Here is an 11,928-nt window from a genome sequence, read left to right as displayed (position 1 = left end):
TATGGAAAGCCCGCACATTATACAACTGCCCAAGTTTTTAGATGACCGGGGTAACTTATCGTTCATTGAGGAGGATAACCATATTCCCTTTAAAATTGAGCGTACCTACTGGATCTATGACGTACCGGGTGGTGAACGCCGGGGCGGGCATGCCTACGTCAACCTGCAGGAATTCATAGTAGCCCTCAGCGGTAGTTTTGATGTAGTACTTCATGACGGAGAAAAGGAAATGCGATTTAGCCTTAACCGTTCATACTATGGTATATATGTGCCTAAAATGATGTGGCGAGAGATTGAAAATTTTTCTACAAACTCGCTCGCACTCATCCTGGCCGACGGTAAGTATGACGAGCAGGATTACATCAGGGATTTTGACCAGTTTGTAAACAAAACGCATGAGCAGTAAAACATCAACCGTTTTTGATTGCAACATTATTCACCTGCGCCGCATTCATAACCGGGCGGGAAATATTACCCCTGTAGAAAATAATATTCATGTTCCGTTTAATGTAAAGCGGATCTATTATTTGTATGACATCCCCGGCGGCGAATCAAGGGCTGCGCACGGGCATAAACAACTGGAACAGTTTATTGTCGCAGCAAGCGGCAGTTTCGATATCACCATTGATGACGGCGTTAATAAAAAAACGGTACAATTAAACCGCCCCTACATGGCGCTTCATATAAAACCGGGTATCTGGCGCGATATTTCCAATTTCTCATCAGGTGCTATTTGCCTTGTACTGGCATCTATGCTATACACCGAAGATGATTATTTAAGAGATTACCCGGCGTTTAAACAATACAAAGATCTTTGATACAACTTCCAGCACATCGTTATGGCTTGATTTTCAGGCTAGTGGAAGAAAATGATGCGGCTTTTATTTTGGGCATGCGTACCGACCCCAAGTTATCCAGACACGTTTCGCCAGTTGAAAACGATCTCGATGCCCAAAAAAGCTGGATCTGTAACTATAAACAACGGGAAGCAAGGGCCGAGGAATATTACTTTTTATATACCGATATGCAAAATCAGCCTCTTGGGGTTTTCAGGTTATATAACATTGACGGAGCTACCGTAACTTCAGGCAGCTGGCTGGCTGAAAGGGATAATAACGCATTAGATTCTATCAAAGCCGACCTGTTTCTTACCTCGATCATTTTTGAGGAATTAAATTTTGAATGCTGCATGATAGATGTAAGGAAAGAGAACAAAAAACTGGTACGCTACCATAAAATGTTCTTTACGCAAACAGGTGAAGACGAACAGAACATTTACCTGGAGATGCGTAGAGAGGGCTACATGCGTAAGCATAAATTTTTAACGGATATTATTGACCCCAAATAACAAAAGCATGAATATAGAAACATTTGTAAAGGAATTCGCCGAACAATTTGACGAAATACCGGACGAACCATTTACCGCCGATACCCTGTTCAAAGAAAACGAGGAGTGGAGTTCAATGACTGCCCTATTGGTAATCGCAATGGTTGATCAAAGCTACTCGGTAAGGCTTACTGGTGATGATGTCAGAAAATCATTAACCATTAATGACATTTATACTATTGTAGTTTCAAAAGCAAACGCATAATGGCATTTCTGCATATAAAAAATGTGGTAATTAAAGGGGTATCAGCCTGTGTGCCGGCGACGGTTCAGGAAAACACGAGCCTTACCAATATTTCGGCGGTGGATATGCAAAAGCTGATTAAAACCACCGGGGTGGAGCGCCGCCACGTTGTAAACGAAAGTACCTGCACCTCTGACCTTTGTTTCAAAGCTGCCGAAAAGCTGATTGAAGAGCTCAATTGGGATAAGAATGATATTGACGGGCTGGTGTTTGTATCTCAAACGCCGGATTATATTTTGCCAGCCACTTCATGCGTGTTGCAAAACCGTCTTGGCCTATCAACAGACTGCTTTACGTTGGATATTTCATTAGGATGTTCGGGCTTTATTTACGGGCTAAGTACCATAGCAGGATATATGCAATCGGGCATGATCAAAAAGGCCATGCTCCTCACCGGCGATACCTCGTCTATTACCAGTTCAAAAGATGATAAAAGCACGTACCCGCTATTCGGTGATGCAGGAACTGCTACCGCCCTGGAATTTATAGAAGGAGAGGAAGGGCTAAAGTTTCAATTAGGCACCGATGGCAGTGGCTACCAGGCCATCATTATCAATCATGGCGGTTACAGAAACAAATTTAACGAAACGTCTATAATTGCCAATACTATTTCAGAAGGTATTACCCGCACAAACCTGCACCTTGTATTGGATGGCATGGACGTATTTTCGTTCGGTATTTCGAAAGCCCCGGAGTCGGTAAATGCTTTGCTTGCAAGATTTGAGATCGATAGAGAACAGGTTGACAATTTTTACTTTCACCAAGCCAACCTTATGATGAATGAACGGATTAGAAAAAAACTGCAACTGCCCGAAGAAAAGGTCCCGTTTTCATTAAAAAACTATGGCAATACAAGTAGCGCCACTATTCCCCTTACTATGGTTACTCAAAGTGCGGATAGCTTGCGGATTGGGAAGAATGAAAACATTGCCTGCGGTTTTGGTGTAGGACTTTCATGGGGCAGCGTACATTTTACAACAAGCAATTTGATAGTGCCCGACTTGGTATATTATGTGTGATTATAACTACAACTTCAGCGAGAAAACGATACTTGTCACAGGTGCATCATCAGGTATTGGTAAACAGGTCAGCATTGAATGCGCAAAAGCAGGTGCAACGGTAATCATGCTCGGCCGTGATGAAGCCCGCCTTAAAAAGACCCTGGCATTACTTGCAGGCGGTGGTCACCAAATGATTCCCGGCGATTTGCAAGATGATGAATTCATTGAGACTACCTGTAAAAACATGCCTGCGGTCGATGGCATCATCCAATCCGCAGGTTTAATGAAATTGGTACCCCTAAAATTCATTAATGCTGCATTTATTGACACCATGCTGGGCGTGAACTTGCGCGCACCTATTTTACTGATAACCACTTTGCATAAATTTAAAAAAATAAAACCGGCTTCTTCTATCGTTTTGCTATCGTCAATTAACGGTGCAGTAATAGGATCCCTGGCTAATTCAGTATACGGTTCGGCAAAAGGAGGTCTGCAATCATTTTGTAAATCGGCGGCGCTTGAGCTGGCAACCAACAAAATCAGGATCAACTGTATTGCGCCGGCTATGGTTGAAACTGAAGGAACGGCTAAAATTGGCGAGCATGTATCTGCCGAAAGCATCGCGGCTGATAAAAAAAAATATCCATTAGGCCGGTACGGCACGCCTGCCGATATAGCAGGTTGCTGCCTATTTTTATTATCGGGTGCAAGTAGTTGGATAACAGGGACCACAATAACTATTGACGGTGGCTTTACCGCCCAATAAAATGAAGGCATACATTAAAGCAATTTCCTATCATCTTCCGCAAAACCAGCTGGACAATGCCGCGCTGTCAGTTTTATTCCCGGAATGGCCCGTAGAAAAGATAGCGAATAAGATTGGCATCGATACACGGCACATTGCCGCTGCTGATGAATTTGCGTCAGACATGGCCATTGCCGCCGCACAAAAGCTTTTCGCGCGTTATAATATCAGTCCGGCAGAAATTGATTTTGTGTTGTACTGTACCCAAAGCCCGGATTATTTCCTACCCACCACTGCCTGCATTTTACAGGACAGGCTGAACATCCCCGTAAACGCCGGTGCGCTTGATTTTAATTTAGGCTGCTCGGGTTACATTTACGGCCTGGCGTTGGCCAAAGGGCTGATTTCAGCCGGGATAGCCCAAAATATTCTCCTGCTCACCGCAGAAACATATTCAAAATTCATCCATCGCGGAGATAAAGGTAACCGCACCATTTTTGGGGATGCAGCTACTGCAACACTCGTTAGTACCAATGGCTTTGCCGCGATTGGCCAATTTGAATTAGGCACCGATGGCAAGGGCGCCGAAAACCTCATAGTAAGACAAGGTGCTGTCCGCTATCCTGATAAAAACACCGAAAGCGTGAACGATGCCTATGGAAACAAACAATCGCCTGGCACTTTATTTATGGATGGGCCTGAGATATTCGCCTTTACCTCCCGTGCTGTACCGGCACTCATTAAAGATACTCTCGTTAAGAATATGCTCGACAAAACAGAAATAGGGCAGTTCATTCTACACCAGGCTAACCGTTATATGCTGGAACACCTGCGCAAAAAGATGGAAATCCCTACAGAAAACTTTTTTATTTACATGGCTAAAATTGGCAATACGGTTTCTTCATCGGTACCCATTGCACTCTACGAGGCTATGAAAGAAAAACCGGCGGGCCCACGGGCGAACTGGCTCTTGGCCGGTTTTGGCGTTGGCTATTCCTGGGGGGCAACTGTAATAACTTTTAACTGACCCATAATGAACGTTCCTTTTTTATCATTTACTGGCCAGAATCATTTAATAGAAGCGAAGATCCGCGCGGCCTTTGAGCGGGTCTTTCAAAACAATTGGTATATACTGGGTAAAGAGGTAAGCGACTTTGAACGAGCTTACGCCAACTATAACCAGGTGCAGAATTGCATCGGTGTGGCCAACGGCCTCGATGCATTGCACATCGCCCTCAAATCTCTGGAAGTAGGTGAAGGAGACGAAGTGATAACGCCGTCGAATACTTTTATAGCCACCTGGCTGGCTATATCGCAGACTGGCGCTACTATTATCCCTGTTGAGCCCGATCCGGGAACTTTCAATTTAGATGTGACCCGGCTTGAGGCGGTCATTACACCAAAAACAAAAGTAATCATGCCGGTACATCTGTATGGGCAGGCGTGCCAGATGGATGCCATAATGCAGATAGCCAGTAAACATGATTTATATGTGGTGGAAGATAATGCCCAGGCACAAGGTTGTACCTATAATGGCAAACCCACCGGAAGCTTTGGCAATATCAATGCCACCAGCTTTTATCCGACAAAAAACCTGGGCGCTTACGGCGATGCCGGTGCTTTAACGACCAACGATGCAGGTCTGGCGCGAAAAGCAAAACTGATCCGTAATTATGGTTCGGAAAAAAAATACTATAACGACGTTATCGGTGTAAATTCGAGACTGGATGAATTGCAGGCGGCCTTTCTTTTAGTAAAATTGGAATATTTGAATGGCTGGCTAAATGAACGAAAACAAATTGCTGCTGCCTATACCGATCAGCTTGCGGGTATTCCGGGGTTAATACTCCCGGTAACCGCTCCGGGGGCCGATCATGTTTATCATTTGTACGTGATCCGTACGGCCCGACGCAATGAGTTGGAACAGCATTTGACAGGCAAGGGAATCGGAACAGCGATCCACTACCCTGTTGCGCCGCATTTGCAAAAAGCATATGGGCATTTGGGTTATAAAAAAGGTGATTTCCCGATAGCCGAGGAATTGGCCGAAACTTGCCTAAGCCTGCCGCTTAACCCGGGTATGACAGAAGGGGAAATTAAATATGTGTGTGAAATCATCCGCCTGTTTCATGGATAAAATTTTGATTGTCAGCAATAAGTTAGCGATCGGCGGGGCTGAAAGATTATTGATGGAACTTGCAATATTCGCTCAAAAAAATAGCATTAGGCCGACGGTATTGATATTGGACAACTACGATATTGAATATTACGATGAGGTCTTAAAAAACTTAGGCATTAAAGTAGTGCGCACACGTATCGGTGCCTACAGGCACCTCAGGGCGCCGGTGAAAATGCTGCGTTCGGTATACTGGGCCATCAAACTAAAGTATTTTGCTCAAAAATATTTTACCAGCATCCATACCATCGGGTTGTATAATGTAGATAAAGTTTTTGATACCATTTTGCATCCGCAACGTTTTTTTTGGAATGTGAACAACGCAGTTCAATACCCTAATCGGGAATACAGTTATCAGCAGGAACTTTTTGGGGACAGTAATGACACCATAGTATGCATTAATAATTACCAGGAAGGTGAACTTCGAAGCCAATATGGCGATGCGCTGAAAACTAAACTGGTGCTGTCAAAATTATTCATCAATGATCAGGGTTAATTTAGTAGCCCGTATAGCCGGGGACAAAAATTCGTTCCCAAATCTGGTTGACCTTTGCCATAAGCTTAAACAACGGGGGTTACGGGACTTTGTGATAACTTTTATTGGTGCTGTTGAAGATGAAAGTATATACCGGAATATCATCCGGATGGCCCATCAGCTCGGGGTTACCGAAAACATTGCCTTTACCAAGAGATCTATTCCGATGGCTGAACTGACCGACGAGCTTAAAAGCGGGTACTTTTTAAACTTTACGGTGGGCGGTTTTATGGGTTACTCATCTATTGACAGTATCAACCTTGGTTTTAAAGCAATTTTTTGTAATTGTGATGATTCCCTTGCAGATGAGCAATATGATTATATTAACATATGCCCTCACCTTGACGCGGTGATGGAGCTTCTAATACTGATAGATAATGACGCACCCGCCTTCGACGCGCAGATCCTGGCTAACAACCAGGGCTTGAAAAAATCTTATCTGCTAACCACAAATGACGCCGCTACACTAAAAAGCTTAATGACACGTAATGGTTAAACCTGTAGGTTCAGGTATATCGGTAATTATTTGTTGTTATAACGGTGCCACCCAATTACCGCAAACACTCAGGCACCTAGCTTTGCAGGTGGTATCGCCGGCAATTAACTGGGAGGTTATCGTTATCGATAACGCCTCCACTGATGATACTTTTACAGTTGCCAGCGCAGAATGGCAACAATACGATTTACCTAACATAGACTTTACAGTCTTAAGCGAAACACGACCACGTAAATATCACGCGCTGTCTACCGGGGTAGATAAAGCAAAATATGAATACATCGTTATCTGCGATGATGATAACTGGTTAAGTAACAATTACATAAATGAGGCATTTCAGATCATCAACTCAAACCCGCTATTAGCGGCTGTGGGTGGGCAAGGCATCGCGGTATCGGACATTGACATACCCGTTTGGTTTTGGGATTGCCAGAACAGTTATGCGGTAGGTAAGCCGAACGCGAGCTCCGCTGATATAACGGCCAAAGGTTACCTTTGGGGAGCGGGTATGATACTCCGAAGATCTCTTTATAAAGAAGTTAACCGTGATTTGCCCGCCATTTTGCTTGGCCCCAGTCAAAATGAAACCGCAAGGGCTGAGGATGTTGAGCTTTGCATGCGGTTTGTTTTAGCCGGTTACAGGCTCTATTATGATGAGGCGCTGGTTTTTAGCCATTATATCCTCCCTAACCGCCTGGCCGAAGGCTACAAAGACGGACTTTTGAAGATTAATCAATATCAGGAACTTGTGCTGAACCTTTACCGCAAACAGATTGCCATCAACCGGTTATCGGCCACTAAAAAATGCATACTCTTATGCACAAGCCTGATTCGCTTTTCCATTTGCAAAATCTTTCCGCGAATTAAAAAGTGGCATTATGCCTACGAGGCGGAAACGATTTTTCTAACAAATGGCTGCAAACTAGCTGAAGTCTCGGACGAGGCTATAAAAATCAAGCAATTGAGCTTAAATTTATCTAAAAAAACCATTGTTTAAAACCTATAAACACTCCCATTTTTTGCCGGATGCTTTTGGACATGGCGGAAATAAAAGAACGGCACAAATCGAGCGCTTGCTTTCGGAAGCTGGGATTTCCGCTGACGATGCCGATTTAAGTTATACTATAGTTACGGGAAACAAACTATCGCACTATCTAGTTGGCCTGCAGCAAAATATGACCCTAAGAACGGGCAATAAAAACAAATATGCCATCGGCCGGTATAAGGCCGTCTTTGAGCAGTTTGTGAAACAATACAAACCCGGCTTGTTTATCTGGGAATCAACGGTGGAATATCACCTCATCCTGGCCGAGGTACTCTATAAATACCACGTACCTGTTATTGCGTTGCCGCATAACCTCGAATCATTGGTAGCAGGCGCTAAAAGTGTATTTTCAAATAAGCCTGCGCCGCTATGGCTGTCAGAAGAAATGAATTACCTAAAACTGTGCAATAAGGTGTTTACGCTTTCACAGGAGGAACATTGGTTAGCGTCAAACTACGGCGTAAACGCGGGTTATTTACCATATTATCCGGCCCCTGCCGCTGAATCGTTTTTGCTGGATATAAGGCAAAGGAGAAGTATTGTTACCGCTAAACCTGATACAAAACAACAAAATATACTGTTACTTGGAACCTTCCATAACCAGCCCACTTTTACTGGGTTTACGGAACTGCTGCAGTACATCCGAGCAATACCTGGCCTGAAAATAAATGTGGCAGGCTTTGGTTCTGAAAAACTAAAAGATCTCTTTACAGGAAACAATATCCAAATATGGGGTTCCGTAAATAACGAAACCCTGGCAGACCTGATAACAATTGCCGATTGTGCCATAGTTCACCAGCAACCGTCAAGTGGCGCTTTGACACGCATTCCTGAATTATTGATTGCCGGGTTGCCGGTAATTGCCAACACCCATGCGGCACGAAGCTGCCCCCCAGCTCAAGGCTTGATGGTTTACGACAGTTATGACGAGTTAAAGAAAATTCTGCGTTCAGGAGACTTCGCTATTCCGCCCTTTTTAGTTAAACCCCGGCAAGAGCAAGCATTTGTTGATTATGTTAAAACCCTGATTATAAAAAGCCAAGTATAAAATGAACCTGCCTAACCTTGCCGCTTATCGATCGCACTTTGAAAGTAAAGGCATAACGCTTTCGCTACCTGTAATTGAACACAATGTAAACGGTCTGTTGGGTACGCTACCTGCGCCCCCGCGGGACAAAGCCGGCTGGCCCTGGAACCGGCAAACCAGCCCGGCAATTTATGAGAATAAAATAAATTGGCCGAAGCTTACCATTATTACGCCATCCTATAATCAGGCAAGTTTTTTGGAGCAGACCATCAGGGCGGTTTTATTGCAAAACTATCCTAACCTGGAGTATATTGTAATGGATGGCGGCAGCGACGATGGCTCCCTTCAAATACTGGAAAAATATGCCCCATGGATCAGCTATTATCAAAGCGAAAAAGACCGCGGTCAAAGTCATGCCATTAACATGGGTTTCAGCTTGTCATCTGGTGAATATCATGCCTGGATCAATAGTGATGATTATTACCTGGAAGGAGTTTTTTATAAAGTCTTGAATACGTTTGCAAAAACTGGGGTTGATTTTATCTACGGTTACGGCGTTGACCATAACGTTTTAACGGGTGAGGATAAACTTAACCGCATTCTTCCCTTTATCGATTACTTCATCAAAATACCGGGATTGGTACAGCCTTCCACCTTTTGGAGTGCCGCCATCCATCAGCCCATTTGGGAGGAGCTGCACTGCGCGCTTGACTATGAACTATGGCTCAGGTTGGTAAAAGGGCGCAGCAGGGCTTTCATAAAAGAACCGCTGTCCGTGGCGCACATCCATGAACAGGCCAAAACTCATTCACCTAAAATGAAGGCGCAGTGGGAGGCGGATCATCAAAGAATCTGGGCGGCAGACGCTCATGGTACAGTTCACGAGTGGAAAAGAATAGCTTTTTTAAACCGCATCCGCGTAAAGATTTACCGGGTGCTTAACCTATTATAATTTTGTTTAATGCTCCTATTCTCCGATCTTAAGAAGAATTTAAAAAAAGATACAACTGGCTCAACGCCTGTTAAAGTGGCTTTACTGGCTGATAGTGCTTCACAGCTTATGAATACAGCGATCAGGGGTTACGCTATTGAGCTGGGTTTGAACATGGAAATGTATGAGGCCGATTACAACCAGATTGAACAGCAGGTTTATAACCCGACATCTGAGCTATACGCTTTTGAGCCTGCCTACGTCATTATCATCCGGTCGACCGAGCATCTGCTCCACAGCTTTTATAAACAGGACAACCGTGCCGGCTTCGCAGAACAGATCATTGCCAAAACCGGCGATTTGTACAGCAGTTTGTCGCAGCGCTTGAAAGCACAGGTAATCATCAATTCCTACATTGAAATAAACGACCAGGTTTTCGGCAGCTATGCCGCTAAAACTCAAACTTCATTCCTATACCAGCTCAGGAAAATCAATCTTGGTATAATGGACCTTTCCGGTGAAAATCCAGGGATCCATATCACCGATCTGGCTTCGATAGCGGCGTTTAAGGGTTATGAACACAGTTTCGATACCAAAATGTATCTACACGCAAATATGGTTTTTGGGATCGATTTCTTACCGGCATTTGCCCAAAGCATCTGCCAGATCATCGCCTCCAACTTCGGTAAATCAAAAAAATGCCTTATTCTCGATCTTGATAACACACTCTGGGGCGGCATTATTGGCGATGACGGTCTGGAGAATATCCAAATAGGCAGCCTTGGAATGGGCAAGGCTTTCACCGAACTGCAGCTTTGGTGCCGCGAACTTAAAAACAGGGGCATTATACTGGCGATATGCAGCAAAAATACGCTCGAAGTTGCCAGGGAACCATTCATCTCGCATCCGGATATGGTACTCAAAATTGATGATATCAGCCTTTTCGTAGCAAACTGGGAAAACAAAGTTGATAACATCAGGTACATACAGCAGGTATTGAATATAGGGATGGACAGCATAGTGTTTTTAGATGACAATCCCTTTGAGCGCGATATGGTCAAAACTGCCATCCCGGAGTTAACGATACCCACATTGCCAGAAGACCCCGCCGATTTCATGTTGTTTTTACGTAGCCTTAATCTGTTTGATACAGCATCTTATACTCAGGATGATAAAGGCCGAAACGAACGATACCGGCAGCAAGCCTTGCGTCACAATTTGCAAAGCAAATTTACTAATGAGGCCGAATATCTGGCCGGCCTTGATATGGACGCCCGGGTAAACAGCATTGATAAGTTCACCCTGCCAAGGGCTACCCAGTTAACACTTCGTTCAAACCAGTTTAATTTACGCACAATTCGCTATTCTGAGCCCGATCTAACCGCAATTTGCGAATCGGAGGAGTATTTAACGCTGACCTTTAGCCTTGAGGACAAATTTGGCGATAACGGGTTAATCGCTGTTGTGATCCTGAAAAAAACCGACGGAAACACCGTTTTTATAGATACCTGGATCATGAGCTGCCGGGTTTTAAATCGCGGTATGGAAAAATTCACCCTCAACCATATTGTACAAACGGTCCGAACCAACGGTTTCAGCCGAATCATTGGCGAGTACCTGCCCTCCAAAAAGAACGGCATTGTGAAAGATCATTATCAAACACTTGGCTTCACCAAAAACGGGGATACCTGGGAACTACTTACAGACAATTACTTACTTAAACAAACTTTTATTACCTATAAACAATAATGAATACCGACCAAATATTAACAAAAGTTAATGATATTTTTAAAGATGTACTTGAAAACGACGACATCGTGCTTACCAGATCAACTACTGCTACAGATATTGAGGAATGGGATTCATTAAACCATATTCAACTGATAGTAGCCATAGAAAAAAAATTCGGTATACGCTTTACCACCGCCGAAATTTACAACTGGGAGAATGTTGGCAGTATGTGCAGCATGATAGCGCAAAAGCTGCAGAAATAAGGTACTGACATCTCGCCAATCCTATGCTTTTTAATTCCCTTCTCTTCCTGCTTTTTTTCCTGATAGTAACACCTGTTTACTACCTGCTGCCCCATAAATTTCGTTGGGTATGGCTGCTGTCCGCAAGCTGTTATTTTTATATGTACTTTAAACCGGTATATATTCTCATTATATTTTTCACCATCATTGTTGATTATTGCGCCGGTATATTGATTGAAAGGTCAAATGGTCGAAAGCGCCGGACATACCTTATTTTAAGCCTTGCGGCAAATATTGGTATTTTGGCTTTTTATAAATACTTCAACTTTTTAGCAGAAAACATTAATCTTCTTGGCGCCTCATTTCAT

The 11,928-nt window shown here is 43.8% G+C and carries 15 protein-coding genes; all 15 read left to right on the top strand.

Annotated features, from left to right (window positions below; all coding sequences use genetic code 11):
• Position 1 precedes the first annotated feature (1 nt).
• From ACVW0P_RS07290 to ACVW0P_RS07220, 15 genes are read left to right on the top strand one after another with little or no spacing between them, the layout of a single operon-like run.
• The gene (locus ACVW0P_RS07290) at positions 2–406 is read left to right on the top strand and encodes a sugar 3,4-ketoisomerase (RefSeq protein WP_354429992.1); all 405 of its coding nucleotides are present in this window, start codon (positions 2–4) and stop codon (positions 404–406) included.
• On the top strand, positions 396–818 hold the full coding sequence (locus tag ACVW0P_RS07285; protein WP_354429991.1) for a sugar 3,4-ketoisomerase: 423 nt from the start codon (positions 396–398) through the stop codon (positions 816–818). The genes ACVW0P_RS07290 and ACVW0P_RS07285 overlap by 11 nt, the downstream gene beginning before the upstream one ends.
• Positions 815–1,348 carry a GNAT family N-acetyltransferase gene (locus ACVW0P_RS07280; RefSeq protein ID WP_457131484.1) on the top strand — a complete coding sequence of 178 codons (534 nt, stop codon included), beginning with the start codon at positions 815–817 and terminating at the stop codon, positions 1,346–1,348. The genes ACVW0P_RS07285 and ACVW0P_RS07280 overlap by 4 nt, the downstream gene beginning before the upstream one ends.
• 7 nt (positions 1,349–1,355) lie before the next feature.
• The gene (locus ACVW0P_RS07275; protein ID WP_457131483.1) at positions 1,356–1,592 is read left to right on the top strand and encodes a hypothetical protein; all 237 of its coding nucleotides are present in this window, start codon (positions 1,356–1,358) and stop codon (positions 1,590–1,592) included.
• On the top strand, positions 1,592–2,650 hold the full coding sequence (locus tag ACVW0P_RS07270) for a ketoacyl-ACP synthase III (protein WP_457131482.1): 1,059 nt from the start codon (positions 1,592–1,594) through the stop codon (positions 2,648–2,650). Before ACVW0P_RS07275 ends, ACVW0P_RS07270 begins: the two co-directional genes overlap by 1 nt.
• The gene (locus tag ACVW0P_RS07265) at positions 2,643–3,398 is read left to right on the top strand and encodes an SDR family NAD(P)-dependent oxidoreductase (protein WP_457131481.1); all 756 of its coding nucleotides are present in this window, start codon (positions 2,643–2,645) and stop codon (positions 3,396–3,398) included. Before ACVW0P_RS07270 ends, ACVW0P_RS07265 begins: the two co-directional genes overlap by 8 nt.
• Before the next feature lies 1 nt (position 3,399).
• Positions 3,400–4,404: a ketoacyl-ACP synthase III gene (locus tag ACVW0P_RS07260; protein ID WP_457131480.1), complete on the top strand. Its 1,005-nt coding sequence runs from the start codon at positions 3,400–3,402 to the stop codon at positions 4,402–4,404.
• 6 nt (positions 4,405–4,410) lie between these two features.
• The gene (locus tag ACVW0P_RS07255) at positions 4,411–5,514 is read left to right on the top strand and encodes a DegT/DnrJ/EryC1/StrS family aminotransferase (RefSeq protein ID WP_457131479.1); all 1,104 of its coding nucleotides are present in this window, start codon (positions 4,411–4,413) and stop codon (positions 5,512–5,514) included.
• Entirely contained in the window at positions 5,507–6,049 is a 543-nt protein-coding gene (locus ACVW0P_RS07250; protein WP_457131478.1) for a hypothetical protein, read from the top strand. The genes ACVW0P_RS07255 and ACVW0P_RS07250 overlap by 8 nt, the downstream gene beginning before the upstream one ends.
• A complete protein-coding gene (locus tag ACVW0P_RS07245; RefSeq protein ID WP_354429978.1) occupies positions 6,036–6,584 on the top strand; it encodes a hypothetical protein in 549 nt (182 codons plus the stop codon). Before ACVW0P_RS07250 ends, ACVW0P_RS07245 begins: the two co-directional genes overlap by 14 nt.
• A complete protein-coding gene (locus tag ACVW0P_RS07240; RefSeq protein ID WP_457131477.1) occupies positions 6,577–7,581 on the top strand; it encodes a glycosyltransferase family 2 protein in 1,005 nt (334 codons plus the stop codon). The genes ACVW0P_RS07245 and ACVW0P_RS07240 overlap by 8 nt, the downstream gene beginning before the upstream one ends.
• A complete protein-coding gene (locus tag ACVW0P_RS07235; RefSeq protein WP_457131476.1) occupies positions 7,574–8,677 on the top strand; it encodes a hypothetical protein in 1,104 nt (367 codons plus the stop codon). Before ACVW0P_RS07240 ends, ACVW0P_RS07235 begins: the two co-directional genes overlap by 8 nt.
• A 1-nt stretch (position 8,678) precedes the next feature.
• A complete protein-coding gene (locus ACVW0P_RS07230; RefSeq protein WP_457131475.1) occupies positions 8,679–9,608 on the top strand; it encodes a glycosyltransferase family 2 protein in 930 nt (309 codons plus the stop codon).
• Positions 9,609–9,617: 9 nt separating this feature from the next.
• Positions 9,618–11,336 (top strand): HAD-IIIC family phosphatase, encoded by a 1,719-nt coding sequence (locus ACVW0P_RS07225; protein ID WP_457131474.1) that lies wholly within the window; start codon positions 9,618–9,620, stop codon positions 11,334–11,336.
• Positions 11,336–11,581: an acyl carrier protein gene (locus tag ACVW0P_RS07220; RefSeq protein WP_457131473.1), complete on the top strand. Its 246-nt coding sequence runs from the start codon at positions 11,336–11,338 to the stop codon at positions 11,579–11,581. Before ACVW0P_RS07225 ends, ACVW0P_RS07220 begins: the two co-directional genes overlap by 1 nt.
• Positions 11,582–11,928: the final 347 nt, after the last annotated feature.

The sequence above is a fragment of the Mucilaginibacter sp. UYNi724 genome (assembly GCF_054057495.1).
Note: the sequence above shows the minus strand (reverse complement) of the source record. Positions and strands in the feature narration are given on the sequence as shown.

Excerpts from the sequence above, each read along its gene's own strand:
- ACVW0P_RS07240 (WP_457131477.1), top strand. The coding sequence starts at position 6,577 with ATGGTTAAACCTGTAGGTTCAGGTATATCGGTAATTATTTGTTGTTAT.
- ACVW0P_RS07220 (WP_457131473.1), top strand. The coding sequence starts at position 11,336 with ATGAATACCGACCAAATATTAACAAAAGTTAATGATATTTTTAAAGAT.
- ACVW0P_RS07225 (WP_457131474.1), top strand. The coding sequence starts at position 9,618 with ATGCTCCTATTCTCCGATCTTAAGAAGAATTTAAAAAAAGATACAACT.
- ACVW0P_RS07275 (WP_457131483.1), top strand. The coding sequence starts at position 1,356 with ATGAATATAGAAACATTTGTAAAGGAATTCGCCGAACAATTTGACGAA.
- ACVW0P_RS07230 (WP_457131475.1), top strand. The coding sequence starts at position 8,679 with ATGAACCTGCCTAACCTTGCCGCTTATCGATCGCACTTTGAAAGTAAA.
- ACVW0P_RS07285 (WP_354429991.1), top strand. The coding sequence starts at position 396 with ATGAGCAGTAAAACATCAACCGTTTTTGATTGCAACATTATTCACCTG.
- ACVW0P_RS07250 (WP_457131478.1), top strand. The coding sequence starts at position 5,507 with ATGGATAAAATTTTGATTGTCAGCAATAAGTTAGCGATCGGCGGGGCT.
- ACVW0P_RS07245 (WP_354429978.1), top strand. The coding sequence starts at position 6,036 with ATGATCAGGGTTAATTTAGTAGCCCGTATAGCCGGGGACAAAAATTCG.
- ACVW0P_RS07260 (WP_457131480.1), top strand. The coding sequence starts at position 3,400 with ATGAAGGCATACATTAAAGCAATTTCCTATCATCTTCCGCAAAACCAG.
- ACVW0P_RS07255 (WP_457131479.1), top strand. The coding sequence starts at position 4,411 with ATGAACGTTCCTTTTTTATCATTTACTGGCCAGAATCATTTAATAGAA.
- ACVW0P_RS07265 (WP_457131481.1), top strand. The coding sequence starts at position 2,643 with ATGTGTGATTATAACTACAACTTCAGCGAGAAAACGATACTTGTCACA.
- ACVW0P_RS07290 (WP_354429992.1), top strand. The coding sequence starts at position 2 with ATGGAAAGCCCGCACATTATACAACTGCCCAAGTTTTTAGATGACCGG.
- ACVW0P_RS07270 (WP_457131482.1), top strand. The coding sequence starts at position 1,592 with ATGGCATTTCTGCATATAAAAAATGTGGTAATTAAAGGGGTATCAGCC.